This window comes from Methylobacterium sp. Leaf93 (assembly GCF_001422345.1).
GTDB lineage: Bacteria > Pseudomonadota > Alphaproteobacteria > Rhizobiales > Beijerinckiaceae > Methylobacterium > Methylobacterium bullatum.
This window is the reverse complement of record NZ_LMMS01000029.1, coordinates 114249-138914: the sequence shown is the minus strand read 5'-3', so window position 1 is coordinate 138914 and position 24666 is coordinate 114249. Positions and strand designations below refer to the sequence as shown.

29 protein-coding genes are annotated in these 24666 nt (G+C 68.0%); 15 read left to right on the top strand and 14 right to left on the bottom strand.

What is annotated here, in order from left to right; genetic code table 11:
* The first annotated feature begins 340 nt into the window (after positions 1-340).
* Together dksA and ASF26_RS23215 are read left to right on the top strand one after the other, a co-directional pair.
* Positions 341-760 carry an RNA polymerase-binding protein DksA gene (dksA, locus tag ASF26_RS19505; RefSeq protein WP_018042608.1) on the top strand — a complete coding sequence of 140 codons (420 nt, stop codon included), beginning with the start codon at positions 341-343 and terminating at the stop codon, positions 758-760.
* Positions 761-966: 206 nt separating this feature from the next.
* Positions 967-1143 carry a hypothetical protein gene (locus ASF26_RS23215; RefSeq protein WP_200925966.1) on the top strand — a complete coding sequence of 59 codons (177 nt, stop codon included), beginning with the start codon at positions 967-969 and terminating at the stop codon, positions 1141-1143.
* Positions 1144-1421: 278 nt separating this feature from the next.
* On the opposite strand, the gene flgH is transcribed toward ASF26_RS23215, so the two are convergent.
* From flgH to flgF, 4 genes are all read right to left on the bottom strand, one after another.
* Positions 1422-2174 carry a flagellar basal body L-ring protein FlgH gene (flgH, locus tag ASF26_RS19500; protein ID WP_056144728.1) on the bottom strand — a complete coding sequence of 251 codons (753 nt, stop codon included), beginning with the start codon at positions 2172-2174 and terminating at the stop codon, positions 1422-1424.
* Positions 2175-2239: 65 nt separating this feature from the next.
* Positions 2240-3289, bottom strand: coding sequence for a flagellar basal body P-ring formation chaperone FlgA (gene flgA, locus ASF26_RS19495; RefSeq protein WP_056257957.1), 1050 nt, complete (start codon positions 3287-3289; stop codon positions 2240-2242).
* Between the two features lie 67 nt (positions 3290-3356).
* Positions 3357-4148 (bottom strand): flagellar basal-body rod protein FlgG, encoded by a 792-nt coding sequence (flgG, locus tag ASF26_RS19490; protein ID WP_018042604.1) that lies wholly within the window; start codon positions 4146-4148, stop codon positions 3357-3359.
* Positions 4149-4160: 12 nt separating this feature from the next.
* Positions 4161-4901, bottom strand: coding sequence for a flagellar basal-body rod protein FlgF (gene flgF / locus ASF26_RS19485; RefSeq protein ID WP_018042603.1), 741 nt, complete (start codon positions 4899-4901; stop codon positions 4161-4163).
* 273 nt (positions 4902-5174) lie between these two features.
* Between flgF and fliL the strand changes: the two genes are divergently transcribed.
* The 9 genes from fliL (at position 5175) to ASF26_RS19440 (ending at position 11753) form a co-directional block, all read left to right on the top strand.
* Positions 5175-5672, top strand: coding sequence for a flagellar basal body-associated protein FliL (gene fliL / locus ASF26_RS19480; RefSeq protein ID WP_056144178.1), 498 nt, complete (start codon positions 5175-5177; stop codon positions 5670-5672).
* Between the two features lie 23 nt (positions 5673-5695).
* The gene (gene fliM, locus ASF26_RS19475) at positions 5696-6913 is read left to right on the top strand and encodes a flagellar motor switch protein FliM (protein WP_018042601.1); all 1218 of its coding nucleotides are present in this window, start codon (positions 5696-5698) and stop codon (positions 6911-6913) included.
* 7 nt (positions 6914-6920) lie between these two features.
* On the top strand, positions 6921-7436 hold the full coding sequence (locus tag ASF26_RS19470) for a DUF6468 domain-containing protein (RefSeq protein ID WP_056144174.1): 516 nt from the start codon (positions 6921-6923) through the stop codon (positions 7434-7436).
* Positions 7433-8281 (top strand): hypothetical protein, encoded by an 849-nt coding sequence (locus ASF26_RS19465; RefSeq protein WP_244475997.1) that lies wholly within the window; start codon positions 7433-7435, stop codon positions 8279-8281. Before ASF26_RS19470 ends, ASF26_RS19465 begins: the two co-directional genes overlap by 4 nt.
* Positions 8282-8420: 139 nt before the next feature.
* Positions 8421-9089, top strand: a complete 669-nt coding sequence (locus ASF26_RS19460) for an invasion associated locus B family protein (RefSeq protein ID WP_156463052.1) — start codon at positions 8421-8423, stop codon at positions 9087-9089.
* A 46-nt stretch (positions 9090-9135) separates the two neighbouring features.
* Positions 9136-9510 (top strand): hypothetical protein, encoded by a 375-nt coding sequence (locus ASF26_RS19455; protein WP_056257951.1) that lies wholly within the window; start codon positions 9136-9138, stop codon positions 9508-9510.
* Between the two features lie 191 nt (positions 9511-9701).
* Positions 9702-9881 (top strand): hypothetical protein, encoded by a 180-nt coding sequence (locus ASF26_RS22845; protein WP_156463051.1) that lies wholly within the window; start codon positions 9702-9704, stop codon positions 9879-9881.
* Positions 9856-10661 (top strand): IS5 family transposase gene (locus ASF26_RS22265; protein ID WP_085984211.1). Its coding sequence is split into 2 segments (ribosomal slippage): positions 9856-10192 and positions 10192-10661, totalling 807 coding nucleotides; the frame shifts between segments, so codons are not numbered across the junction. Before ASF26_RS22845 ends, ASF26_RS22265 begins: the two co-directional genes overlap by 26 nt.
* A 159-nt stretch (positions 10662-10820) precedes the next feature.
* Positions 10821-11753: a calcium-binding protein gene (locus ASF26_RS19440; RefSeq protein ID WP_082477712.1), complete on the top strand. Its 933-nt coding sequence runs from the start codon at positions 10821-10823 to the stop codon at positions 11751-11753.
* Between the two features lie 113 nt (positions 11754-11866).
* Here the strand turns inward: ASF26_RS19440 and ASF26_RS19435 are convergent, their stop codons facing one another.
* From ASF26_RS19435 to ASF26_RS19430, 3 genes are all read right to left on the bottom strand, one after another.
* The gene (locus tag ASF26_RS19435; RefSeq protein ID WP_244475996.1) at positions 11867-12079 is read right to left on the bottom strand and encodes a hypothetical protein; all 213 of its coding nucleotides are present in this window, start codon (positions 12077-12079) and stop codon (positions 11867-11869) included.
* Positions 12079-12204 (bottom strand): hypothetical protein, encoded by a 126-nt coding sequence (locus ASF26_RS23715; protein ID WP_280136368.1) that lies wholly within the window; start codon positions 12202-12204, stop codon positions 12079-12081. Before ASF26_RS23715 ends, ASF26_RS19435 begins: the two co-directional genes overlap by 1 nt.
* Positions 12205-12269: 65 nt before the next feature.
* Complete coding sequence (locus ASF26_RS19430) at positions 12270-12713, bottom strand: DMT family transporter (RefSeq protein WP_056257945.1); 444 nt, start codon at positions 12711-12713, stop codon at positions 12270-12272.
* Positions 12714-12975: 262 nt separating this feature from the next.
* Here ASF26_RS19430 and ASF26_RS22260 point away from each other — a divergent pair, with 262 nt between their 5' ends.
* Positions 12976-13224: a hypothetical protein gene (locus tag ASF26_RS22260; RefSeq protein WP_082477711.1), complete on the top strand. Its 249-nt coding sequence runs from the start codon at positions 12976-12978 to the stop codon at positions 13222-13224.
* 438 nt (positions 13225-13662) lie between these two features.
* Positions 13663-16977, top strand: coding sequence for a hypothetical protein (locus tag ASF26_RS19425; RefSeq protein ID WP_082477710.1), 3315 nt, complete (start codon positions 13663-13665; stop codon positions 16975-16977).
* A gap of 29 nt (positions 16978-17006) precedes the next feature.
* Here the strand turns inward: ASF26_RS19425 and ASF26_RS19420 are convergent, their stop codons facing one another.
* Positions 17007-18110: an alkene reductase gene (locus tag ASF26_RS19420; RefSeq protein ID WP_056257938.1), complete on the bottom strand. Its 1104-nt coding sequence runs from the start codon at positions 18108-18110 to the stop codon at positions 17007-17009.
* 199 nt (positions 18111-18309) lie between these two features.
* Positions 18310-19194, bottom strand: a complete 885-nt coding sequence (locus ASF26_RS19415) for a CoA ester lyase (RefSeq protein WP_056257933.1) — start codon at positions 19192-19194, stop codon at positions 18310-18312.
* Between the two features lie 214 nt (positions 19195-19408).
* On the opposite strand from ASF26_RS19415, the gene ASF26_RS19410 reads away from it, so the two are divergent.
* Complete coding sequence (locus ASF26_RS19410) at positions 19409-19753, top strand: DUF167 family protein (protein WP_056257928.1); 345 nt, start codon at positions 19409-19411, stop codon at positions 19751-19753.
* A gap of 2 nt (positions 19754-19755) precedes the next feature.
* Here the strand turns inward: ASF26_RS19410 and ASF26_RS19405 are convergent, their stop codons facing one another.
* The 5 genes from ASF26_RS19405 to ASF26_RS19385 are packed head-to-tail and all read right to left on the bottom strand — an operon-like array spanning position 19756 to position 23333.
* Entirely contained in the window at positions 19756-20127 is a 372-nt protein-coding gene (locus ASF26_RS19405) for a tRNA-binding protein (RefSeq protein WP_056257924.1), read from the bottom strand.
* 16 nt (positions 20128-20143) lie between these two features.
* Complete coding sequence (locus tag ASF26_RS19400; RefSeq protein WP_056257914.1) at positions 20144-20971, bottom strand: FTR1 family protein; 828 nt, start codon at positions 20969-20971, stop codon at positions 20144-20146.
* Between the two features lie 43 nt (positions 20972-21014).
* A complete protein-coding gene (locus tag ASF26_RS19395) occupies positions 21015-22415 on the bottom strand; it encodes a 4Fe-4S binding protein (RefSeq protein ID WP_056257910.1) in 1401 nt (466 codons plus the stop codon).
* A gap of 4 nt (positions 22416-22419) precedes the next feature.
* Positions 22420-22716, bottom strand: a complete 297-nt coding sequence (locus tag ASF26_RS19390) for a cupredoxin domain-containing protein (protein WP_244476008.1) — start codon at positions 22714-22716, stop codon at positions 22420-22422.
* A 53-nt stretch (positions 22717-22769) separates the two neighbouring features.
* The gene (locus ASF26_RS19385) at positions 22770-23333 is read right to left on the bottom strand and encodes an iron transporter (RefSeq protein WP_056257903.1); all 564 of its coding nucleotides are present in this window, start codon (positions 23331-23333) and stop codon (positions 22770-22772) included.
* A gap of 269 nt (positions 23334-23602) precedes the next feature.
* Here ASF26_RS19385 and ASF26_RS19380 point away from each other — a divergent pair, with 269 nt between their 5' ends.
* Positions 23603-24619, top strand: a complete 1017-nt coding sequence (locus tag ASF26_RS19380) for a DUF2336 domain-containing protein (protein WP_056257895.1) — start codon at positions 23603-23605, stop codon at positions 24617-24619.
* The last annotated feature ends 47 nt before the right edge of the window (positions 24620-24666 follow it).

The following is a 24666-nucleotide window of genomic DNA, read 5'->3' as shown; positions in this document are numbered from 1 at the left end:
ATAGGTTACGGCGCACCGGCCGCAAACCGGACTCTCCCAATCGTCCGATGGCATTCGCGAAGAGGGCGGACCACCGCCATCCGACGGGTTTTCGACCGCCATGCGACGGGGCTTCGCACCGCCATCCGGCCTGGTTTCCGCCCGAAGGCCAAGGGCGGCGCGTTCGTCTCGGGTGGGCGCCTGGCGGATGCACCCGTTGCGTGTTTGTCGCAGGGGGCACGCAACACCGAATCCGAGGGGGGTAGGACCAACGGGTGCGTTGTAGTGTCGAGCGCCCTCAAGTATAGGCACGCGAAACATCGCCGCGTACCGGCTGTGACGGACTTGCGAAGGGGCGAGGATGGCGACAGTCAAGATCGACGACGGTTACGTGCCGTCCGAGGACGAGCCGTTCATGAACGAGCGGCAACGTGAGTATTTCCGCCGTAAGCTGGTGGGATGGAAAGCCGACATTCTGCGCGAAGCGCAGGATACGCTCGTGGCACTTCAGACCGAAAACGAGAATCATCCGGATCTGGCCGACCGGGCCTCGTCGGAGACCGACCGGGCCATCGAGTTGCGGGCCCGCGACCGCCAGCGCAAGCTCACCGGCAAGATCGACGCGGCATTGGCCCGGATCGAGGACAGGAGCTACGGATATTGCGAGGAGACCGGCGAGCCGATCTCCCTGAAGCGCCTCGACGCCCGTCCCATCGCAACCTTGTCGCTGGAGGCGCAGGAGCGCCACGAGCGGCGCGAGCGCGTCTATCGCGACGAGTAGCGTCGATGGTGTGGCCCATCGAACGGACCTGTCGCGACCGCCGGTGGTCGTGACAGGTTTCGGCGGTCGCCCCTGAAGTTCTAGATCCTGAATACCTCGCCGAGCATTCAACAGAAGCTTGGCCTTAAACGATAATTGCTCGCCCGGAACCTTCGTCCTGTTGTCACGATTACTGATACGACGTCGCGTCGATCAAGGATCCCGACATGGACAATGAAGTTCTGATCCTCGTGCTTGCCCTCGCAACCTTCGCGCTCGTCGTCGGGGTGGCGTTGTGGCAGCGCGCCCGCGTCGCCAAACTCAAGAAAGACCCCGAACGCTCGGCCTTCGTCAACAATCACGGAACTGCACCGCGCCCCAACCGGCCCGGTACCGAGCATTGACCGGGACGGTCCCTCTGGGCTGGTCGACGGGATTTATTCACGCACCGTCGTCGATCTTGCGGGCCGCGCGCGTTCCCTAGCTCGGAAGGCACCGGGTCCACGCCTCTCTTCGACGGCCGGTCCTCTATCCAAGACGGTTCGACCTGAGACGCCGCGCGCTCCCTCTCCTTCCAAGAGAGGGGACCCGTGCTGCCCGCGAGATGTGTGACTATCGTAGCCCGGCATGTGCAGGTTCAACGACGCAGAACCCAAGACCGTCCGGGCGAACTGGCTCAGCCTCAGAACGGCAGCAGGATGTCGACGAGCTGCTGGCCGTAGCGGGGCTGCTGCACGTCGGTGATCTGGCCGCGGCCGCCATAGGCGATGCGGGCCTGGGCGATCTTGGAGGAATCGATCGTGTTGTCGGATTCGATATCCTCCGGCCGCACCACGCCGGCGACGATGAGTTCGCGCACCTCGAAGTTGATGCGGATTTCCTGCTTGCCCTCCACCACGAGGTTCCCGTTGGGCAGGACCTGATTGACGATGGCGGCGATGTTGGTCGTCACCGTCTCGTTGCGCTGGACCGAGCCCGAACCATCGCTCGACGAGGTCGACGTCCCGGCGAGGAGCTTGTCCGGGCTGATCCCGGCGGCGGCCACGGCGGCGCTGCTCTCCAGGCCGAACGCGTTGGGGAGCCCCATGCCTTCCGCGTTGGAGCGGGAGCGCTTCGTCTCGTTGTTCAGGTTGGCCCTGTCGGTGACGTTGACCTTGATCGTCACGAGGTCGCCGATCCGGGCGGCGCGCTGATCCTTGAAGAAGGCGCGCGATCCCGTCCGCCACAGCGAATTGGGTGCGTAGGAGACGGGCTGCACGTCCGGCATGGGCAGGCGCACCGGGCGGTAGCCCGGCTGCGAGGTGGGATCCTCGATGGAGGAGAGCGCCGGGGTGGCGCCGACCTGCGACAGCCGGTCCACCGTGTTGCAGGCGCCCAGGGCCGAGCAGGCCAGCAGGATCGCCGCGAGGGAGAGCGGCGTCTTGATGAGGGGCATGGAACGGACGGTCATGGAGCGATTGGTCATGGGAGCCAGCTTTTCTCGTGAGGATCGGGGCGGTGTCAGCGGCCGGCGTCGAACGCCGCACTGGCCTGGCGGCCGATGCTGGCGGAGGAGCTGACCGAGACGCGGCCGGGGCCGATCACGGTGGCGGCGAGGGTCTTCTTGGAAACGGGATTGGTGACGGTGATCGCCGCGCCCAGACGTCCGTTCTCGTTGGCCTGTCCGCGCAGGGAGAGGTTGAGGCCGGGCGAATCGAACACGATGGTCACGGCCTCGCCGCGCTGGACGAGATCCGCCGGAGCGATGTCACCGGAGCGGAGGATGGAGCCGGCGCTCAGGCTGCGCTGGGCGATCTGACCGACGGCGACCACCGACCCGGCCTGGGCATCCGGGGGCGTCGCCTCGCGGGGGCGGCGCTCGACGGCGACGTCGCCGGCCGTCACGGTGTCGCCGCGGTTGAGCGTGCGGGAGAGGATCTGGACCTCGCGGATTTCCTGCACCAACCCGGCGACGCGCAGGGAGGCCTGGCGCTCGCCCAGGGTGATGAGGGCGGCGACCCGCTTCAGGCGCGGATCGTAGGTGACGTCGAGGGCCGCCGCCTGCCCGTCGAGGTCGAGGGGCGCCAGCAGGACGGTGTTCTCGCCGTCGAGGCGGAGGGCGAGGTTGCGTGGGTCGAGGCCGTAGGCCGTCTCCAGCACGCGCTTGATGGCCGCCTCGATCTCCGTGGGGCCGACACGCCGGGCGGCACGCTGCACCGAGACCTGGTTCCGGCCGCCGGTCTCGATCTCGCCGAGGCCGAGGGGGGCCACCGCATCGGCGATGCGGCGGGCCTGGATCGTCCCCGACGCGCCGAGCGCCGGGGCGCGGAACAGCGGGCGCCGCGCCAGATCCGCCGGCGCCCCTTCCACCAGATCGCCCAGCGTCAGGATATCGCCGCGCGCGGTGACGTCGCCGCGCAGGCGCAGCCGCTGGCCGGGCTCCTCGGCGAGAACCTGGACCGTCATGAAGCCGAGGGCCGCGAGCGCGAGGAACGTGCGCACGACGATGCCGGGCGTGAGCGTGCCGACGCGGCGCGGCTGGGCGGTGGGGATCTGTCTCAGGGCGAACATGGCGCGACGCTTTCGGAGGCGGGCTGAAACGGAGAGGCGAAGCGGGACGGTCAGGCCGGACGAACCGTCAGGCGCGGAACATCTGCGAGGTCGTGGAGAGCATCTGGTCGGCCGCCGTGACGACCTTCGAATTCATCTCGTAGGCACGCTGCGCCGCGATCAGCGACGAGATCTCTGTGACGGCGTTGACGTTCGCCTCTTCGAGATAGCTCTGCTGCAGGTTGCCGAAGCCCTCCGAGCCCGGCAGGCCGTTGATGGCCGGGCCGGAGGCGGCGGTCTCGACGAACAGGTTGTCGCCGATGGATTCGAGGCCGACCTTGTTCACGAAGCGGGCGAGCTGGAACTGGCCGAGATTCTGCGGCGCGGTCTGCCCCGGCACCGTCGCCTGGATCGAGCCCTGCGCGCTGATCGTGACGCTGGTGGCGTTGTTGGGCACCGTGATGCCCGGATCCACGAGATAGCCATCGCGGGTGACGAGCTGGCCCTGGGCCGAGAGGTCGAACGACCCGTCGCGGCTATAGGCGGTGCGGCCGTCGGGCATGGTCACCCGGAACAGGCCCTCGCCGCGGATGGCGACGTCGTATTCCTTCTCCGTCGAGGCGAGCGGCCCCTGCGACATCGTCCGCGCGGTGGAGGTCGTCTTCACGCCCGACCCGAGGGCGAGGCCGGCGGGAAGCTGCGTGTTCTGGTCCGAGGTGGACGAGCCGGCCCGGCGCAGGTTCTGGTAGAGCAGGTCCTGGAAATGGGCCGTCTGCCGCTTGTAGCCGGTGGTGCGCAGGTTCGCGATGTTGTTCGAGATGACCTGGACGTTGAGTTCCTGGGCCGCCATGCCCGTGGCGGCTGCGTAGAGGGCGCGCATCGCCTGGGTTCCTTACGCGACGTCGGCGAGGCGGCGGATCGCCGTGCCCCGCAGCTCGTCCAGGCGCGAGATCACGCCCGAGACCATGGTGTAGGTGCGGTTCACGTCCATCAGCCGGGTCATCTCGATGACCGGCTTGACGTTGGAGCGTTCGAGGGCACCCGATTCGAGGCGGCCGTTGATGCCGGCGGCCACCGGAGCCGCCGCCGACCCGTAGAGGTTGGCGCCCTCGTTGGTGAGCGCCTGCGGGTTGGCGAAGGTCACCATCCGCACGCGACCGCGGATGCCGAGATTGGTGGAGACCGTGCCGTCCGGCCCGATGGAGAGGCCGGTCTCCTGGGCGTTGATCTGGATCGGGCCGCCCTCGCCCTGCACGGCGTAGCCGTCGCTGGTGACGAGATTGCCCTGGGGGTCGGTCTCGAACGCGCCGTTGCGGGTGTAGCGGTCGCCGTTCGGGGTGCGGACCACGAGGAAGGCCTCGCCGCGCACCGCGACGTGGAGCGGATTGCCGGTCTGCTCGATCGGTCCCTGGGCGAGGTCGAGGGCCGTGCCCTGGTCGATGACGTAGGAGACGCGCCGGTCGGGCCGATGGAACGAGTCGGCGCTCGCCACCGGCATCAGGTATTCCTGGAACCGCGAGCTGCGGCCCTTGAAGCCCGTGGTGGAGACGTTCGCCATGTTGTTGGCGATCACGTCGAGCTCACGCTGCAGGGCGACCTGACTGGAGACTCCGACAAACAGCGCGTTCTGCATGGATCGAATAAGCCTTGGGCTGCGGCGACGTTAAGGTTACCCGCACGGGCCGTGCCATCTCCAAAAAATCTAAAAAGATCAGTGAAATCAATATCTTGTGGCGAAGAGAGGCCGGTCGCACCGTCCTCCCGCCGCATCCCCGCGGCAAGAACCACCCGGCAGGTTTTGCCGCCTTAACGAGACGTTAACCGTAACCTTGGATACATCCCTCCACGGGGTCGCGGGGGCTCAGCGCCGGTCGCACCCTGGGACGAGATTCGATGGGGGCGATCCATGGCCAAGAAGCCCAAGACGGCCCCCGCCGCGGACGGGGAGGACGCCGGAGGCGAAGCCCCTAAAGGCGGGAAGAAGAAGATCATCATGATCGGCGCGGCGGTGCTGGTGCTGGCCGGCGGCGGCGGGTTCTTCATGATGAAGAAGAAGGGCGGCGACGATCACGCCGCCGTGGAGGTGAAGAAGCCCCTGGTCTTCCTCGAAGTGCGCGAGATGGTGGTCAACCTCGCCAACGAGCCCGGCCAGGACAAGCCGCGCACGGCCAAGGTGAAGGTCTCCCTCGAACTCAAGGACGCCAAGGTGGAGGGCGAGGTGAAGCCGCTGATGCCGCGCATCGAGGACACCTTCCAGGTCTACATGCGCGAGTTGCGCCCGAGCGACCTCGCCGGCTCGGCCGGATTGTACCGGCTCCGCGAGGAACTGCTCCGCCGGGTCAACGTCGCGATCCATCCGGCACGGGCCGAGGCCGTGCTCTTCAAGGACGTGATCGTCCAGTAACCCCCATCGGTGTCGAGACGGTCATGGCAGGTCCCGAAGACGAGGTCGAAGAGGACGATTGGGCAGCCGCCCTGATCGCGCAGAACGCCGAAGGCGGCGAGACCTCGCTGGCCGACGAGTGGGGCGCGGCGCTGGCCGAGCAGGGCACGAGCACGCATGCGAGCGACGTCGCCGCCGAATGGGCGACGATGATCGAGGACGGGGAGACCGACAATCTCCCCGAACTCGCCGGCAACGACCGCATCCTGAACCAGGACGAGATCGACGGCGTCCTCGGCTTCTCCTTGCGCGAATTGTCGGCCTCGGGCGCCGGCGGTGTCCGCGCCATCGTGGATTCGGGCGTCGTCCAGTACGAACGCCTGCCGATGCTGGAAATCGTCTTCGACCGGATGATCCGGTTGTTGTCGACCAGCCTGCGCAACTTCTTCCAGGACAACGTCGAGGTCACCCTCGACAACATCACCTCGGTCCGCTTCGGCGATTATCTCAACGCCATTCCGCTGCCGACCCTGCTCGGGGTCTTCCGGGCCGATGCCTGGGAGAATTCCGGCCTCGTCACCGTGGAATCGAACCTGGCCTACTCGACCCTCGACCTGCTGCTGGGCGGAAAGCGCGGCGGCTCGGCGACCCGGCTCGACGGGCGTCCGTTCACGACCATCGAGATGCAGCTGGTGCGGCGCCTCGTGGAGATCATCCTCAGCGATCTAGAACTCTCGTTCCAGCCGCTCTCCCCGGTGCGCTTCGGCATCGACCGGATCGAGACCAACCCGCGCTTCGCCACGATCACCCGGCCGGCCAACGCCGCCATCCTGATCACCCTGAAGCTCGACATGGACGGCCGCGGCGGCCAGCTCCAGATCCTGTTTCCCTACGCCACCATCGAGCCGATCCGTGAACTGCTCATGCAGAGCTTCATGGGCGAGAAGCTCGGCCGCGACCACACCTGGGAAAGCCACCTCGCCACCGAGATCTGGCAGGCCGACGCCACCATGGAGGCGGTCCTCCACGAGATGATGCTGCCTCTGAAGAAGGTGCTGTCACTGAAGGTCGGCGACACGCTGATGTTCGACACCAAGCCCACCGACCTCGTCAACGTCCGCTGCGGTGACTGGGCCCTGACGCAGGGGCGCATCGGCCGTGTCGACGACAACATCTCGGTGCAACTCACGCGGCCGCTCCGGCGCTCGCGCACCACGTTCCAGGCCTTCGAGGCCTCCATGAACAACCGCAACGACGGGTGACCCGCGCATGAGCCTCCTCGTCACCCTCGCCGCCGACGTCCTCGTCGCCATCCTCCTCGTGGCCAGCATCGTCTCGTCCGTGCGCCTCAGCCGGCGCATCACCCGGATGAAGGCCGACGAGGCGGCCCTGCGCCAGACCATCGGCGATCTCGTGGTGGCGAGCTCCACCGCCGAGCGGGCGATCATCGGCCTGCGCGCCACCCTCGACGAATGCGACCGGACCCTGGCCGACCGCCTCGGCACGGCGGAGCGCTACGCCGCCGACCTGTCCGCCCACGTCCAGGCCGGCGAGACCGTGATCGCCCGCATCTCCGCCATCGTCTCCCACTCGCAGCCCTCGCGGGTGGCCGTGGTGCCCCCCGTCGAGATCCGCCCCTCCGAGATCCGCGCCGCGCCGGTGGAGGCCGGGGACGCGAAGGCCGCGCCGTCGAGCCCCAACGGTGAGCGCCTCGGCGCCGCCGCCGCCGCCGCCCTCGCCATGTCCGAGCGGGCGCTCGGCCGCCTGCGGAGCCGCGCCGCATGACGACGCCCCGCTCCCTCGTCCGCGCGGGACAGACCCGCCTGGGAAAGCTCCGCACCGGCCGGCCCGGCGCCGCACAGGCGCGTCCCTACAAGCTGCGGCTGATCGATGCGGTGACGCTGGCGGCCTTGGGCCTCCTCGTGCTCAAGCTCGGCGCCATCGCCGTCGACGATCTGGGGCCGAGCCCGGCCTCGGCCGACGCGCAGCTGCCGGAGTTCGCGCGGGTCCTCGCCAAGGCCCGGACCAATTACGAACTGCCGGACCCGCAGACCACCGGGTCCGTGACGCCCAAGGAACCGGAAAAGCCCGCGGCCGAACCGGAGCCGCCCGCGCCGCGCCCCCCACCTCCCCCGGAGCCGATGCCGGCCAGCGAGCGCGCCATCCTCGAAAAGCTCTCGGCCCGGCGCGACGCCCTCAGGCAGCGCGACGAGACCCTGAGCCTGCGCGAGCAGATGCTCGGGACCGCCGAGCGCAAGCTCGAAGAGGGCGTCAAGGATCTCAAGCGCAACGAGGACAGGCCCGACGGCGCCGCCGCGCAGCAGGCCGAGGCCGAGCGGATGGGCCTGAAGAACATCGTCACCATGTACGAGACGATGAAGCCGAAGGACGCCGCCCGCGTCTTCGATCGCCTCTCCCTCGACGTGCTGGTGCCCATCGTCCTGGCGATGAACCCGCGCAAGATGGCCGACGTGCTGGCGCTGATGCAGTCGGAGCCCGCCGAGAAGCTCACCGTGGCGCTCGCCAACCGCGCGCGCGGCCAGACGCCGACGCAGCAGCCCGTCGTCATGGGCCTCGGCCCCAACGAGCTGCCGGCCATCGACCAGGGCGGCCAGGATAAGCGCCGTTGATCCGGGCAAATTCGGCAATGACGAACGGGTCGGATTGCCGGTGGGCGACGAATCGCGATTCCGGCGGGTCCATTGCGCTCGCGGGCCGGGAGGGCTAGGCGGCAGGTCTGATTTCGTTCGAATGCCGGATGCCCGCTCGATGCGTTGGAGACATGTTTTGCCCGTGGTCGGCGTGATCTCGTTCGCCGCGACCACCGCCTGGAACGGTGCGTCGGCGCAGGAGGCCGCGCCGGAGCAGGAGGCACCGGCCGCCTCCGACGCGCCGGCGAAGCCCAAACCCAAGCCGAAGCCGAAGCCCGCGCCGAAAGCCCCCGCCCCTTCCGCCGCTGCGCCCGCCGCCGCCCCGGCCAAGGCCGTCTGGCCGGAAGGCGCCAGTGCGCTGAGCGAGAGCTATGGCGATTGGAGCATCAATTGCTCCCGCGAGAACCAGGTCTCGATCTGCTCGGTGGTGCAGGCCCAGGGCTCGAAGCGCGAGAACCGCCGCGAATTCGCCATCGAGCTGAAGCCGCCCTCGAACGACCGCACGGACGGTCTGATCCTGATGCCGTTCGGGTTCCAGATCGAGGCGGGGTTGAGCTTCAAGATCGACGACGCGGTTCTCGGCAAGGGCGCGCCCTATTACACCTGCAGTTCGGAAGGCTGCCTCGTTCCGGTGAGCCTGCCGACCCTGGCCACCGACACGATGAAGACCGCCAAGAACCTGCTCATTCTCGCCCCGAAGCAGGACGCCACCGAACCCACGACGATCACCGTGCCGCTCAACGGCTTCGGTGCCGCCCTCGCGAGGGCCAGCGCACTCTCGCAGTGACGGCAACAGTCGGGCGACGGAACAGACAGGTAGGAACACGCCACCCATGAAGCAGATCGTGCTCGCCTCGCTCCTGATGGGGAGCCTGACGCTCCCGCTCGCTGCCCAGCCTGCGCCGGATGCGCCCCCGCCGCCGGACACCAAGGAGGAGCGGCAGAAGAACACCGCCGCCAAGCTCGCCGGGCTGCTGCAGTTCGTCTCGGCCTCCTGCCCCGAATCGAAGCCGAACTACGAGACGTTCAAGACGGTAGTGCGGGGCCTCGGCATCGAGCCGGATGCCCTCGCGGGCGGCGAGCTGATCCTGCGGGTCAAGGCCTATGCGGACGTCTACGGCAAGGACGTGCCGGCCAATTGCGCCAAGGCCGTCGCCAATTTTGGAGAAAGCGGCACGATCATTCCCGGGCTCGTCGTCAAGCCGTGAGACAGTGGCGGATACTATGCGGTCGCCTGTCCAAGTCAGCACCCATTCTCAGGGAGCATCGACTGTCGGAAGGATATCGATCGCCCGCGAAAGTTCGAACTTCACTGACACGACGATAAAATTAGCCGGAGATTCTTCGATCCGCGGTAGGAGCACGGGCTGCAGGATAGCCCCTGACTGGGAGCAGCCCAATGCCGACCATCGACGTAACACTCAGCGCTGATTTTGACGAGCTTGATACCATCACGCTCTTACCGACGTTCATCTTCAATGATGACCCGGCAGAGGACATTTTAGAGCGCCTAACAGAACGGCACCGAGCGTTGCTTTCAGCGTTGGTTTGGCATGGCCAGACCGCTTCTCCCCGATGATCTCTGGGATGAGATCGCTCCGCTCCTCCCGCCGCCTCGGCCGCGTCCGAAGGGCGGGCGTCGTCCGATCGAGAACCGGGCCGCACTGACGGGCATCCTGTTCGTGCTGCGCTCGGGTCTGCCGTGGGAGATGCTGCCGGCGGAGATGGGCTGCGGCTCCGGCATGAGTTGCTGGCGGCGGCTGCGGGATTGGCAAGCGGCGGGCGTGTGGGGCCGCCTGCATCACGTGCTGCTGGAGCGCCTGCACGCAGCGGGTGAGATCGACTGGAACCGGGCTTGCCTGGACAGCGCGTCTGTCCCGGCCAAAAAGGGGGGCCTGCCACCGGCCCGAACCCGACGGACCGGGGCAAGCCGGGTACGAAGCGCCACCTGGTCACCGACGCGCGTGGCACGCCGCTCGGCTTCCGCCTGAGCGGGGCCAACCGGCACGACAGCATCATGATGGCAGCTACTCTCGATGCCGTTCCGCCTCTGCGGAGCGGTCGACGAGGGCGACCGCGACGCCGTCCGGACAAGCTCCACGCCGACAAAGCCTACGATGCCAGACCTCGCCGCCAGGAGTGCCGGGCGCGGGGGATCGTGCCGCGCATCGCGCGTAAGGGCATCGAGAGCAGTGAGAAGCTCGGACGTCACCGTTGGGTCGTGGAGCGCACCCACGCCTGGTTCAACCGATTCCGTCGATTGCCCGTCCGCTACGAGCGACGCAGCGACATCTACGAGGCCTTCACGAGCCTCGCGGCCAGCCTCATCACCCTCAACCAGATCAAACGGTTCTGTTAGGCGCTCTTAGTCTTCTTCGATCTCGACACGAGCCGCTACATCATCGAAGGTAGCGGCGGACAGAGTGCCGCCATCTACTATCTCGGCGCATCCGGGCTCGTCGATGTCACGCCGGAGACGGGCGGGTACTTCTTCGACTTCTCCGATCGGACCGGGACGGTGACGATACAGGGCGGTGATTTCGCCGACGTCATCACCGGCGGGTCCGGCATGAACACGCTCACCGGCGGAGGCGGGAACGACGTCCTCAACGGAGGCGCGGCCAACGACGTGCTGCATGGCGGGGCCGGGGCCGACACGCTCAACGGAAACGGGGGAAACGACACGGCTTCCTATGCGGGATCGTCCTCCGGGGTCACGGTCAATCTCGAGACCGGCGTCAACACCGGGGGAGATGCGGAAGACGATACGCTGAACGGAATCTCGCGGATCATCGGCAGCGCGCATGAGGACGTCCTCACCGGGGATGGCGCGGCCAACACGTTGATCGGGGGCAGCGTGTACGATTCCCTCTTCGGCGGGGGCGGCAACGATCGCCTCGTCGTTTCGGGGACACCCACGATCGTCGACGGGGGCACCGGCACGGACATCATGATCGTCACCGGTCCGTCCCTCTTCGCGGACCAGACCTTCGAGAATATCGACAAGGTCTACGTGCGGAACAGCGGATCGGCCGACTTCTCACTCGTCACCAGCGCCCAGACCATCGTGTCGCAAAGCACGGCCGGAAACACCGCGACCATCATCGGCTCGCAGGCTGGCGACCGGATCTATGGCGGAGGCGGAGCCGACATTCTCGTCGGCGGCGCGGGCAAGGACAAGATGTTCGCCGGCTCGGGCTCCAACGCCTTCACCTACCTGAGCGATTTTCCCGGTGGGTTCGGCCGCGACAACATCTATCGCTTTGACGCGCTCAGTGATCGTTTCAACGTGGAAGGGATCGTCGACAGCTTCGCCGAGGTGAGCATCCGCTCGATCAACAAGAACCAAGATACCGAAATTACCTTCGCCACGAGCACCAACCCGGATGACAAGATCATCCTGCACGACGTCCTGTCGTCCACCCTCACGGTGGATAACTTCCTGATCTGAACAGGATCGGTGAACATGGTCGCCGGTTTCGCGTCCCGAAACCTGTGACACGCCAAGCGCAATCGGCCCGTCACCCGATTGCGCAGCATCGGCTCTCCGACCGTCGGCAGGCGTCAGCGTTTCGGTGTCGCGGTGATGGATGCGTCGGGGCAATTCGGCAGGATCGCCTTGCCGACCGTGTTGTTCGGATCGCAGGCTGGGACGGCGGGGGCTCCGCCATTCTCTGCCCGTTCGGTGCGAAGCGCCTCGAAATTCCATACGCCCACCCAGATCACCGCGAGGATCGCGACGAGACCCAGCAGCACCAGGGGCATCAGGCGGCGCATCAGCGCGGCGCCGTCTGCTGGACGGGCGCGGTATGGGCCGTGTCCCCGTTGCGGACGAAGGCGAACAGGATCCCGACCGTGAGGATCGCGACGACGGCGATGAGGACGGGGAAGTAACGGTGCATGGGTCTTCCTGGTTGAGGGTAGCGCTATAACGACGGACACCGTGAAAACGGTTCAGCCCGGCGGACTAGAAAGTTGCCACGAGGGCGACGCCTGCGATCATCAGCACACCGCCTCCGATCCGCCACAGGGTCGCCGGGTGGCGTTCGAAGCCGATCCAGCCGAAATGATCGAGTAGGATCGAGGTAATGACGCCCGCCGTCACCAGCATTCCGAGGAACGGGGCCGCCCCGATCTGGCGGGCCACCATGAGCTGCGCCACGACGATGCCGCCCCCGAGCACACCGCCGAACCAGGCCCACCACGGCACGTTCAGGGCCTGGGCGGCGGACGGCAGGGTCAGCCTGCCCGAGACGAGGCCGACGACGGTGATGCAGGTGGCCGTCCCCGCCGCGACGACGAGGCCGGCGCTCAGGGATCCGCCGAGGCTCTTGGCGAGAGCACCGTTCTGTCCCGCCTGCACGGCGTTGGCGATGCCCGCGAGAAGAACGGCGCCGTACAGATACCACATGGGTTTCCGGCTCCGTCGATGAACTCCTTCATGTAGGGCGGCCACGGCTGGGGGTGGTGCGACATCTGCGGCCTGCCCGTTTCGGGGATGATTTGCCGGTGGTCGGGCGTCTATCCCATACCCTCCGCCCCGAGGGGGATTGTCTGACTTCGCCCCGTCCGGTTCGCGCCGGGCGGGGTCTTTACCGTCGCGGTCTTCGTTCTCCCGTCATGGATATTCCGGGTCGTTCTGGCGTTGGTTCGCCGGATCGACAGGAGAATTCATGAAGACCTTGGCCCTCACTTTTTGCGCGCTCGCCGTCTCGTCGTTCGCCCTTGCGCAGATGACGACCTCCGCCGATGCGCGCTCGCGCCACTCCAAGCGCGGGTTTGGAACGCATAGCCTCTCGAACAACACCGGTGGCCGTCGCGGGCGGGACAGTTCCGCGGCGGGCGGCAATTCCAGCCAGCCCTCACGTCGGTCCGGTGCCGGAAGCGCCGGTGGAGGCAGCGGCGGAACCGGCGGGATGTAGTCCGGAGCCGCCTCCTCGTTCGCCGCCCGGCATCGGACGAGCCGGCCTCCACCCGGCCCGCGACATCGACGCACGAGCCGCCTCGGCAGTGGACATGTCCGTTTCCCGATGTGGCAAATGTGGGATGTCACATGGTAAGGTAGAAGACTTCCTCCCAAGGAAGATCCTTCTGAACACCTCCCCGCCCGGCACGAGCCGGCGCGGGGCTTTTTTTGTTCGGGCATCGGCGGAAGGCTATCGTTCCGGGGGGACCGAAGGGGCGCGCAGTTTCGAGACATCGCGCCCAGCGGGCGTTAGGCGGGCGTTAGCCTCGACAGTGGAGACTCGCCGGCGGTGTAGCGTGTCGCGGGAATCGGTTTCGAATTCTCCGCGCAATCCGGTGTGGCGTAACCTGCGATGGGAATGGGGGCCGAAATCGCGAGACGACGGCGCCGGCTCATGGCGGGCTTCGTCGCAACCTCGATCCTCGGCGGGACCCTGATCTCGGGCAGCGAGGCCGAGGCGGCACGCCTCCTCACCCTGAAGGCGAACCAGGTCGGGCGCTATGCCCGGATCGCCATGACGTTCGATTCGGCGGTTCCGGTGAAGGCCCGGATCTCCGGCCTCGTCCTGCTGGTTAATTTCGGTGAGCCCAGCACGTCCGCGCCCGAGAAGATCGCCGGCGAGATCCCCGATTTCGTCACCATGGTCCGGCGGGACCCCGACGGGACCGGCCTACGCATCGCCCTGCAGAAGCCGTATCGCCTCAACGTCCAGACGGCGGGCGAACACGTCTTCGTGGACCTGCTGCCCGAAGACTGGTCCGGGCTCCCCCCTCCGCTGCCGCCCGAGATCGTGGCCGAACTCGTCCGCCGGGCGCAGATCGCGGAAGCCGCCATGCGTGCGGCCAAGCCCATAATTGAGCCGAAGCGCCTGCCCCTCGAACTCTCGCGCCTGCCGACCCTGACCCGGCTCAGCCTGCGGCTCGCACCGGACACGACCGCGCGGTTCGACGAGGCCGGATTGGCGACGCGGCTGACGATTTCCGGTGCCTGGCGCATCGACGACCTCGCGCCCCGTGGGCGCACGAAGCCAGCCATTGAGGCCTTGAGCGTCGAGAACGACGGAGACGGCGCCCGCCTGCTGGTGACGCCCGCCGCCGGCTACGAGATCCGCACCGGACGGGACGAGGACGGCGTGACGCTGGACGTCTTCCGCAAGGCCGCGCCCCCGGATGCCAAAGCTTCGGATATCAAGCCATCCGCGGCGGACGCGAAGGCCGCGGCGGGGGACGCATCGTCCAAACCCGCGATGGCGCCGGTGAGCGCCGCGCAGGCCAAACCCGCCGGCATCCCGGCGCCCACTCTCCCGCAGAAGACCATCGTCCTGCGCCCGGCCGGACCCGGCCTCGCCTTTCCGTTCCAGCGCCAGCCGGCGGCGGCCCTGTTCGAGCGAGCCGGCATCGCCACCCTGGTGTTCGAGACGCCCGAGACGGTCGCCGTCCCCCCCGGAGATCCGGTCTTCGATCTCGTCAGTCAGCCCCGGCGGCAGGGTGCCTTCGTCTCCCTGAGCTTCAAGGTTCCCCGCGAGCGGCTCCTCGATCTCGTCCCCATCGGCGATGCGGATGCGCCCACCGGCTGGGAACTCGTCGCCGGTGAGAACCTGTCGGCGAGCGAAACGCTGTCCGCGATCCGCAACACGGAAGCGAGCGGCCGCATCGGCATCGGCATCCGCTTGCCCCACCCCGGCGGGGCGACCTGGATCGAGCGGGGCGGCGAGCGGATCGGCGTGGTGACCGGCTATGGCCCGAAACCCGCCGGCATCCCCAAGCGACAGGCCTTCGTGGACTTCGAGCTTTTGCCCAGCCGCCAGGGCGTGGCCGTCCTCGCCAAGGCCGACGATCTCCTCGTGCGGCCGGACATGGACGGCGTCGTGATCGCCCGTGAGGGCGGCATGGCGGTCTCCGGGGTCGCGCGCCCGGCCGAACCGGCCCTCACCGCCGTGAGCGACCTCGCCATCGAGCGCCAGCCCTGGGACGCGGCGCGGAGCGGCAATATCGGCGAGAACCTGCGGGAGCAGTTGAACGCGGTGGTCGACGCGCCGCGCCCGGCGCGCGGGCCGCTTAGGCTCGCCCTGGCGCGGGGCATGCTCGCCAACGGCCTCGGCCTGGAAGCCCTCGGCGTCCTTCAGGTGGCGGCCAGCGAAGATCCGGTGATGGCCGGACAGCGAGAACTGGCGATCCTCACCGCCGTGGCGAACATCCAGATGGCCCGCTACGCCGATGCGCGGAAGGCCCTCGACTCCGAATTCCTGCGGGCCGACCCGGAAGCGCGTCTGTGGAAGGGCTATGTCGATGCCAAGGCGGGGCGCTGGCCCATCGCCGATACGGCGTTCAGGGACACGGCGGGCATTATCGAGCGCTATCCCGACGACCTGCAGAGCCTGCTTCGCTCGGCTGCGGCGGAAGCCGCCATCGAGACCGGCGACTGGGCCACCGCGAGCCAGCAGATCACCACCGCGCTGGCGCGCGCGGCCGACCGCTCGGTTTCCGACCGCCTGGCTTTCCTGCGTGCGCGGATCGACGAGGTGACGGGCCAGACGAGCGCGGCGCTCGATACCTATCTGCGATTGTCCGACACGGCGGACCGGCCGACCGCCGCCGTGGCGACCCTACGCGGCACCGTCCTCGCCCATGCGCTGGGCAAGATGCCGGTGGCCGAAGCCATCGAACGGCTGGAAACACTCCTCCTCACCTGGCATGGCGACGAGATCGAGCAGAAGACGATCGCGGGCCTCGCCAGGCTGAACATGGAAGCCGGGCGCTGGCGCCAGGCTTTCGCCGCCGCGCGCAAGGCGGATGCGCTGGCGCCCGGATCGGCGATCAGCCGCGAGCTCCACGACAATGCCCAGGACCTGTTCGACGACCTCTTCCTCACCGAGAAGGGGGCGCGGATGTCCGGCGTGGAGGCGCTGGCGCTGTATTTCGATTTCAAGGATTTCGCGCCGATCGGCCGCCGCGGCGACGAGATCGTGCGCCGCCTCGCCGACAAGCTGGTGGAACTCGACCTGCTCGATTCGGCGGGTGAACTACTGCAGCATCAGGTCGATCACCGTCTCACCGGCCCGGCCCGCGCCGGCGTCGCCGCGCGGCTGGCGACCATCCGGATGATGGACGAGAAGCCACTCCAGGCGCTTCAGGTCATCGACGCCACCTATCAGCCCGAACTGCCCGAGGATCTGCGCCGTGCCCGCGCGCTCATCCGGGCGCGCGCCCTGTCCGACCTGTCGCGCACCGATCTCGCCCTGGAGACCATCGAGGCGGAGACCGGCGCCGACGTGGAGCGGCTGCGCGCGGACATTCTCTGGAGCGGCCGACGCTGGCGCGAGGCGGGCGAGGCGCACGAGGCCATGGTCGGCGAAGCCTGGCGCCTGCGCAAACCCCTAGACGATGCCATGCGCTCCGACATCATCCGCTCGGCCATCGCCTACGGCCTGTCGAACGAGTCCCTCGGACTGGAGCGCCTGAGGGCGAAGTTCGCCGAGCCCATGGCCGAGAGCGCTGACGCCCGCACCTTTGCCCTGCTCACCCAGCCGAACGCGGTGCGGAGCCAGGCATTCCGCGAGATCGCGCAACGGGCCACCAAGGCGGAGACCCTTCAGGCTTTCCTGAAGGAATATCGCAAGCGCTACCCGGAAATGTCGGTGCCGCAACCGGCGAATGCCGGTGGCGTGCAGGCCGAGGCCCAGGGCGGCGAGCCCTCACCGAAGGGCTGAGGCCCGCTTTCCCGCGCCGGAACGAGGCATCAGCGCCGGAACATGACGGGGCCGTTCATGCCCGGCCAGTCGGAATAGCCGTTGGCGCCTCCGCCATACCAGTACGCCTTCGGAGCCTCGGCGAGCGGTGCGCCGGTGCGAAGCCGCTCCACGAGATCGGGATTGGCGATATAGGGCCGGCCGAAGCTGAAGAGGTCCGCCCTCCCCTCGGCGAGGTCCTTCTCGGCGAGTTCGAGCGTGTACTGGTTGTTGCCGATATAGGCGCCCCGGAAACGCTCGCGGATCTGGCCGAAATCGACCTCGTCCGGCACGTCGCGGGTCTGCTGGGTCACGCCCTCGATCGTGTGGACGTAGAGCAGGTCGAACCCGTTCAGGGCGTCGATATAGGCGCCGAAGGTCGCCTTCGGATCGCTGTCCAGCGGCGTCTTGCCCGGCTCCGTGGTGGCCGGCGACAGGCGGATACCGACGCGCTTGCCGCCCCAGACGTCCGTAACCGCCTTCACCACGGCGAGGGGGAAACGCAGGCGGTTCTCGATGGAGCCGCCATAAAGGTCGGTCCGCTTGTTGGTGGAATCGCGCACGAACTGTTCGAGTAGGTAATTGTTGGCCGAATGGATCTCGACACCGTCGAACCCGGCGCGCTTCGCATTCTCGGCGGCCTTCCGATAATCCTCGACGATGCCCGGGATCTCGTCCGTCTCCAGGGCGCGGGGCGTCTCATGCGGCTTCATGCCGGATTTCGTGAAGGCCATGCCCTCGGGCTTCAGGGCCGAGGGCGCCACCGGTGACTGGCCGTTCGGCTGCACGTCGGGATGCGAGATGCGGCCCGTATGCCAGAGCTGCAGGAAGATGCGCCCGTCATTGGCGTGAACCGCCGCGGTGACCGGCTTCCATCCCTCCACCTGCGCATCGGTCCAGATGCCCGGTGTCAGGGCGTAGCCGACCGCCTGGGGCGAGATGTTGGTCGCCTCTGAGATGATGAGGCCGGCATTGGCGCGCTGGGCGTAGTAATCGACCGCGAAATCCGGGGGGATGCCCTCGTCGGAGGACCGGCTCCGGGTCAGCGGCGCCATGACGACGCGGTTCTTGAGGGTGAGGTCGCCGAGGGTGAAGGGTTCGAGGATCGGGCTCATGAGGCGGAAGCATCCTTGGGGAGAGACGTCGGTGGAAGGCGGTGACGCCCTCCGGTGCTGACCTCACCCGATCTGCCCGAACCATCCGTGTTCGGTAGCGCGACGGCGAAGGACCGGGGTGAGGCGGGATGAGCGGGAAAGCCCGCTTCACCACGCCTTGTTCCCCGCCCGGCCGAGCCTTCGCGACGCAGGCCCGACCTCAATATCCCCTGGCCGCAATGGATTCCGACCAGTTCACCGCGCGGCGGGCCATGCTGATGTGCTGGCGCTCGTACATGCGGCCCTCGACCTTGATGGCCCCGCGCTTGGCGTTCTCGGGCTTGTCGAAGGCCTCGATCACCAGGGTGGCGCGGCGCACCTCTTCCTCGGTGGGGGCGAAGGAGGTGTTGGCTGGCTCGAGCTGGTTGGGATGGATCAGCGTCTTGCCGTCGAAGCCGAGGTCGCGTGCCTGCCGGCACTCGGTGCGACACCCTTCGATGTCGCCGATATCGTTCCATACACCGTCGAGGATGGTGAGGCCTTCCGCGCGGGCGGCGGCCAGGGTGAACATCATCCAGGGTAGCATCGGCACCCGGCCGGGCACGAGCTGCGCCCAGGTGTCCTTGGCGAGATCGTTGGTCCCGAGAACGAAGCAAGTGAGCCGGGTGCGCCGGTCGCGCCGCGCCTTGGCGATGTCTTGGATGTTGAGGATCGCCGCCGGGGTCTCGATCATCGCCCAGACGTCGATGCTCTCGGGCGCATCGAGGGCTTCGAGATGGTTGGCGATGCTCTCCAGCACCGCGGGCGAGGACACTTTCGGCATCAGGATGGCGTCAGGCCGGGCTTCGATCGCCGCCTTCAGGTCGGCTTCGCCCCAGGGGGTCTGCGGAGCGTTGACGCGGATCACGAGCTCCCGGTCCCCGTATCCGCCGCCCTTCACCGCCGCGCAGACCTGCTCGCGGGCCAGAACCTTCTCGTCCGGTCCCACCGCGTCTTCGAGATCCAGGATCAGGGCATCGGCCTGCAGGGTCTTCGCCTTGTCGAGGGCTCTCTGGTTCGAGCCGGGCATGTAGAGGACGCTGCGGCGCAGGCGGAGATCGGACATGAACGCATTCCAGTGACGATGCGGCGGAGCTTAATGCAACACGGCTGCCGGGACAGCCCTGCGGATATAAAATGCGTGTCGATGACCCGCGTTTGACCGGCGCGGGCGTGGCCTCTGCAGCGAAATGCCGATCACGCCGCATCGCCACGAGGGCCTCGCGGACATCCACCGGGTTCGCGGAAATCCGGCCCGGCCCATGCGCGGATAGGGAATCATGACGCCTTCGACGGAAAACCGCCCCTATACGGCCACGCGAGAGGGTGTCCGGCTCGCCGTGCGCCTGACGCCGCGCGCGAGCCGGACCGGCCTCGACGGCCTCGTGGAGGGCGCCGACGGACGCGTCTGGGTCCAGATGCGGGTCGCCGCACCTCCGGTGGAGGGGGCCGCCAACACGGAGCTGATCGCCGCCCTCGCCGAGGCCCTGGACCTGCGCCGGTCCGACATCCGCATCGTCACCGGGGATACGGCGCGACAGAAGATTTTGGCGCTCAGCGGCGACCCTGCACTGCTCACTTCACGCCTCGAGGCCTGGATCGCCGGGGCGGCCAAACGGCGGTGAGGTCAGAACAGGCGGCTTCCGTCCGGCACGGCATGGTCGGGGCGGAACAGGACGACGGCGCCGTTCGTGTCGGCAAAGCCCAGGGTCAGGACCTCCGAAAGGAACTTGCCGATCTGGCGCGGGGGGAAGTTCACCACCGCGGCGACCTGGCGGCCGACCAGATCCTCCGGCCGGTAATGCTCGGTGATCTGGGCGCTGGAACGCTTGGTGCCGATGGTCGGCCCGAAATCGATGACGAGCTTGAGCGCGGGCTTGCGCGCTTGCGGGAAGGGCTCGGCCGAAACCACCGTGCCGATCCGGATATCCACGGCCAAGAAAGCGTCGAAGCTGATCGGCGCCGCCGCCGGGGCCGCCGAATCGTGGTTCACATGCATGGTCCGCCTCCCCGGTTCACGCCGTGCGCAGGGTCCGCCGCCTCTTGTCGGCCGAAAACCATTGCATGAGGGCGACCATGACCAGGATCGTGCCGAGATAGACGATGACCTGCAGTCCCGTCGGGCGGTCGGTATAGCCGACGAGGGCGTGGAGCACGCGGCCGACCATGCTGCCCTCGGACAGGATGTTGGCGGTGTTCCAGAGCGGCCGGTCGAGCACGGTGATGAGCCCGGCATTGGTGAGGAACTGCGCCGCTTGCGCGGCGAGGCCGGCGGCGAGGAAGATGATGAGCGCGCTGGTGACCGAGAAGACGTAGCGGGTGGGGATCGCGGCCAAGCCGAAATAGCTCACCGCCGATATCAGGACACCCGCGCCGACCCCGGCCAGCGCCCCGATCTGCAGGTCGGGGCCGGACGTGCCCGAGGCGACGAGGCCGTAGAGGAACAGGACGAGCTCCGCGCCCTCGCGCAGGATCGCCGCGCCGACGACGAAGGCCAGGGCGGCGGATGTGGTCTCGCCCCGGCGCACGGACTCTCCAGCCGCTTTCAGTTCGCCGGCGAGCTCGCGTCCGTGGCGGCTCATCCAGGTGTTGTGCCAGATCAGCATGACGACGGCTGTGGCGAGGACGGCGGCGTTGAGGATGTCCTGCCCTGCGCCTTCGAACGCGTCGGAGATCGCTTCGGCGAAGAGCGCCACGAGGCAGGCGCCTGCGAGCCCGCCGACCACGCCGAGGCCGATCCAGCGGCCGCGCCCGGCGATGCCGCGCGTGGCCGCCAGCACGATGCCGATGATGAGGCCGGCTTCGATGACCTCGCGGAAGGCGATGACGAATGCTCCGATCATGCGGAGATTTCCTTCGATGTCGCGGGCGAGCGGTGCGAGCGCCCTACCAGATCCAGAACAGAAGCACCCAGCCGGAGACCGACAGGGAGGCGGCGGCGGCGATGCAGGCCGTTGCGCCCGCCCGGCGCCATCCGCCGGTGGTGAGCCCCGCCACCTGCCAGGCGAGCCACGCGCTCCACAGGCTCGCGCCGATGAGCAGCCCGGCCCGCATCTCGGCGACGTAGGGAAGCGGAAGCCCCTCCCCGCGCAGGAAGGTGACGGTGAGGGCCGAGAGGCCGAGGAAGACGCCGCATCCCGCAATGGGGATCAGCGTCTGCGTCAGGTGGTGGAAGCGCGACGGGGACCAGGGGCCGAGGCAGCGCGTGGCGAGGGCCACGAGGGCGGAGAGACTCACCCCCAGGACGATCGTCGCCGCACCGATATAGGCCAGCAGCAGGCCGCCATCGAGCAGGGTCATGACGTCGTTGTGCTCAGGGTAATTGGTGAGCACGAACCACGGCAGGGTGGTCTCGAGTGGCCAGACCATGCCGTGATCGATGAACCAGGTGGCGAGCCATTGCTTGGCGTCGATGAACCAGGGGCTCGACGACCATTGAAAGGCGCCGGCCGCGAGGCCCATCATGCCGAACAGGATCAGGACCGTCTGTTCGAGGCTCGGCTCGGTGCCGGCCACATGGACGATCTCGTAGGCGGGGGAGCGCCGGGCGAGGCGGACCGCGCCGCGATAGCCGCTGCAGCGCCCGCACATATGGCAGGAGCCGGCCCCGCGCATGGTCTTCACCGGCACCAGGGGCGCGCAGTTGAAGGCGGCCCCCTGCGGCTTGTCGGAGGCGGCCCAGGCGGGGCGGTCCACCTGGAAGCTCACCGGGGCGAGCTTCGCCAGCACCGCGAAGACGCCGTTCACGGGGCAGAGATAGCGGCACCAGACGCGCTTGTTGCGGCCATAGACGAGGCCCACCGCGATCGCCGCAACCGTCGAGCCGCCCAGAACGGCGAGTACCGGCTTCGGATAGCCGTAGACGCTGACCATCTGGCCGTAGACGGTGGTGCCGGCGAACGCGATGAAGGGCCAGCCGCCCCAGGTGATCCAGCGCGGCACCGCGCGGCCGAGGCTCCAGCGGCTGGCGAATTCCGTGAGCGTGCCCTCGGGACACAGGACCCCGCACCAGGCCCGGCCGACCAGCACCATGCTCACGAGGACGAAGGGCCACCAGATGCCCCAGAACGCGAACTGCGCGAGGACGGTCAGGTTGTTCCAGAGATGGGCGGTGCGGTCCGGCAGGGGCAGGAAGGCCGGCACGGCCACGAGGACGAGATAGACCGCCACCACCGCCCATTGCACGCTGCGGATGATTCCGCCGTGGCGCTGGAGCCAATGGCCGAGTTCCGCGAGGCGCTGGTCGATCCAGGCTTCACGCAGGTCCGTCGAGACGCTCGCCGCCATCGGGCTACTTCGCCACCAGCTTGGCTTTGGCTTCCGGATGGAAATCGTCGAACACGTCGTAGGTGCCGGGGTCGAGGGTGCGGAACACGATGGCCGAGGTCGCGCCGGCGGCCAGGGCCTTCTCGCGCTTCAGTTCCATGCTCTCGAACTCCACCGGCGAGGCGCCGGTATTGGTGATCTCCAGCTTGAAGCGGGTATTGGCCGGCACCTCGATGATCTCGGGGACGATCGTCCCGTCTTTCATCTCGACCTTGATGACGGGCATGTCGTTCGCCCGCGCGGCGCCGATGCCGGCTGCCATGAAGGCACAGGCGAAGGCGAGGACGAGGCTGCGGACGCGCTGCATCACGGTGCTCAATACGCGCCCTTCTTGCCAGTGCCAGCGAAGGTGAAGTCCTGGATCAGGTCGAAAGGCTTGAACCACTCGGCGACACCCGTCTCCTTGTCCACGTGGCGGCCGAAATGCTGGTTCTTGCCGGGGGGGGCCACCGTGAGCTTGAGCCGGTAGCGGCCGGGGCCGCTCAGCTTGACGTTGTCGCCGTAATGCGGGCCGTCATTGGCGACCATCGGCATCAGCGAGCCGCTTACCTTCGGACCCGTCGCGGCCTCGCTCTCCAGCTTCGTCAGTTCGAAGCTGACGTCGAGGGAGGGCAGCCAATCGCCCTCGGCGAACCCGTTGCGGTTGTCCTTGGCCGCTCGGATGTCGGCTTCGAGGTGGATGTCGGATTGCGCGGCGGCGCGCATCATGTCCGGCGGGTCCATCTCGATCGGCTGAAGATAGACCGCCGTCACCTCCAGCCCGTCCTTCAGCATGGGAGGGCCGATCGGCGTCTCCTTGGCCGAGGCGAAGCCGGTGCCCAGGGCCGCGAAGGCCAGCAGGGAGGCGGAAATCAGGGCGGAGTGAGTGATCTTGCGCATCGTCTCTAGCGCGTAAACCAGCGCTCAGCCGATGCAAAGGCGCTTCTTTGCCGAATCGATATATCAGAACAATTCCAATGTGTTGCGCCCGCCCTTGGAACGACCGACGAAGGGCGGTCCGACGGCCTCTATGCCGCACCGCCCTCCCGAACGGCGACCGGGCCGCAAGCCGAGCCGGCCGGACGAACCGCCCGTTAACGGTGGCGCGACCAGTATCGTCGTCCCGTGGTCCTGCTGGCACGCAAGGTCGGCCGGAGACATCAGCGCCCATGGCGACCGCACTCGTAGCCCTCGTTCAGCAACTCGACCGCACCATGGCGGGGGCTTCGACGGAGCGCCGCGAGTCGATTCTGAATAATCTGACGTCTCTCTTTTCCGAATACGCGCCGCGTCTCGGCGCCGATCACGTCCGCGCCTTCGACATGGTGATGTTGCATCTGGCCCGGTCGATGGAGGAGGTCGCCAGAAGCGACCTGTCGCGCCGCATCGCCCCGATCGCCAACGCGCCGCCGCGCCTGATTCGCGACCTCGCCTTCGATCCCGCCGCCGCCGTATCCGTCCCGACCCTCGAAGTGGCGACGCTGCTGACGCTCGACGATCTCACCGCGATCGCGCGGGTCTGCGGCCAGCCCCAGCTCCTGGCCCTGACGCGTCGCAAGACCCTCATCGAGCTCCTCACCGACATCATCGTCGAGCGGGGCGACGCGACGGTATCGCGCGCGGTGGCTGGCAATCCCGGCGCGCGATTCTCCCTCGATGGCTACAGGCAGCTCGTGGGCCGCAGCCTGTCCGATCCGGAACTCGCCGCGCGGCTTCGCGACCGCGACGACGTACCCGACATCCTGGCGCAGGAAGGTGCCCTGTGGCACGGTATGACCCCGCCCTCTCCGGACGATCCGGCCCGCGCCATCTTCGCGGCCGAGGTGTTCGTGGGCGCCCAGTTCCGCCAGGGCGAGATCACCGAAACCGTCATCGTCGGCTGGCTCGATTCGGGCCGCGAGACGGAAGCGCTCGTGGCGCTCGCTCGCCTCGCGGGGGTGCCCAGCGCCATGGCCATCGAGGCCTATCACGCGCCCTCCTACGAGCCGCTGCTCTACCTCCTCCGCTCGGTGCGCTTCGGCTGGAAGATCCTGAAGCTGTTCATGGCCTCGAAATCGGATCGGGAGACGCCGCCCGAAGTGATGCGGGGGATGACGGAGGCGTTCCAGGCCCTCTCCGTCGCCACGGCGCAGCGCGTCGTCCGGATGAACGCGGCCCGACGGCAGATCGACGCCGACCATGACTAACCGCCTCGCATGCGCTTGGCCGCACGGAACCGGTGCCGCGCCGAACG

Coding starts and splice junctions, on each gene's coding strand:
- ASF26_RS19400 (WP_056257914.1), bottom strand. CDS start 20,971: ATGATCGGAGCATTCGTCATCGCCTTCCGCGAGGTCATCGAAGCCGGC.
- ASF26_RS19395 (WP_056257910.1), bottom strand. CDS start 22,415: ATGGCGGCGAGCGTCTCGACGGACCTGCGTGAAGCCTGGATCGACCAG.
- flgH (WP_056144728.1), bottom strand. CDS start 2,174: ATGCCCCTCATCAAGACGCCGCTCTCCCTCGCGGCGATCCTGCTGGCC.
- ASF26_RS19420 (WP_056257938.1), bottom strand. CDS start 18,110: ATGAGCCCGATCCTCGAACCCTTCACCCTCGGCGACCTCACCCTCAAG.
- ASF26_RS19405 (WP_056257924.1), bottom strand. CDS start 20,127: ATGCATGTGAACCACGATTCGGCGGCCCCGGCGGCGGCGCCGATCAGC.
- flgG (WP_018042604.1), bottom strand. CDS start 4,148: ATGCGCGCCCTCTACGCAGCCGCCACGGGCATGGCGGCCCAGGAACTC.
- ASF26_RS19435 (WP_244475996.1), bottom strand. CDS start 12,079: ATGCGCCGCCTGATGCCCCTGGTGCTGCTGGGTCTCGTCGCGATCCTC.
- ASF26_RS19455 (WP_056257951.1), top strand. CDS start 9,136: ATGAAGCAGATCGTGCTCGCCTCGCTCCTGATGGGGAGCCTGACGCTC.
- flgA (WP_056257957.1), bottom strand. CDS start 3,289: ATGTTCGCCCTGAGACAGATCCCCACCGCCCAGCCGCGCCGCGTCGGC.
- ASF26_RS19460 (WP_156463052.1), top strand. CDS start 8,421: ATGCGTTGGAGACATGTTTTGCCCGTGGTCGGCGTGATCTCGTTCGCC.
- ASF26_RS19470 (WP_056144174.1), top strand. CDS start 6,921: ATGAGCCTCCTCGTCACCCTCGCCGCCGACGTCCTCGTCGCCATCCTC.
- ASF26_RS22845 (WP_156463051.1), top strand. CDS start 9,702: ATGCCGACCATCGACGTAACACTCAGCGCTGATTTTGACGAGCTTGAT.
- ASF26_RS22260 (WP_082477711.1), top strand. CDS start 12,976: ATGAAGACCTTGGCCCTCACTTTTTGCGCGCTCGCCGTCTCGTCGTTC.
- ASF26_RS19425 (WP_082477710.1), top strand. CDS start 13,663: ATGGCGGGCTTCGTCGCAACCTCGATCCTCGGCGGGACCCTGATCTCG.
- ASF26_RS19380 (WP_056257895.1), top strand. CDS start 23,603: ATGGCGACCGCACTCGTAGCCCTCGTTCAGCAACTCGACCGCACCATG.
- ASF26_RS19410 (WP_056257928.1), top strand. CDS start 19,409: ATGACGCCTTCGACGGAAAACCGCCCCTATACGGCCACGCGAGAGGGT.
- ASF26_RS19385 (WP_056257903.1), bottom strand. CDS start 23,333: ATGCGCAAGATCACTCACTCCGCCCTGATTTCCGCCTCCCTGCTGGCC.
- fliM (WP_018042601.1), top strand. CDS start 5,696: ATGGCAGGTCCCGAAGACGAGGTCGAAGAGGACGATTGGGCAGCCGCC.
- ASF26_RS19390 (WP_244476008.1), bottom strand. CDS start 22,716: ATGGCAGCCGGCATCGGCGCCGCGCGGGCGAACGACATGCCCGTCATC.
- ASF26_RS23715 (WP_280136368.1), bottom strand. CDS start 12,204: ATGCACCGTTACTTCCCCGTCCTCATCGCCGTCGTCGCGATCCTCACG.
- ASF26_RS19465 (WP_244475997.1), top strand. CDS start 7,433: ATGACGACGCCCCGCTCCCTCGTCCGCGCGGGACAGACCCGCCTGGGA.
- ASF26_RS23215 (WP_200925966.1), top strand. CDS start 967: ATGGACAATGAAGTTCTGATCCTCGTGCTTGCCCTCGCAACCTTCGCG.
- ASF26_RS19430 (WP_056257945.1), bottom strand. CDS start 12,713: ATGTGGTATCTGTACGGCGCCGTTCTTCTCGCGGGCATCGCCAACGCC.
- fliL (WP_056144178.1), top strand. CDS start 5,175: ATGGCCAAGAAGCCCAAGACGGCCCCCGCCGCGGACGGGGAGGACGCC.
- flgF (WP_018042603.1), bottom strand. CDS start 4,901: ATGCAGAACGCGCTGTTTGTCGGAGTCTCCAGTCAGGTCGCCCTGCAG.
- dksA (WP_018042608.1), top strand. CDS start 341: ATGGCGACAGTCAAGATCGACGACGGTTACGTGCCGTCCGAGGACGAG.
- ASF26_RS19415 (WP_056257933.1), bottom strand. CDS start 19,194: ATGTCCGATCTCCGCCTGCGCCGCAGCGTCCTCTACATGCCCGGCTCG.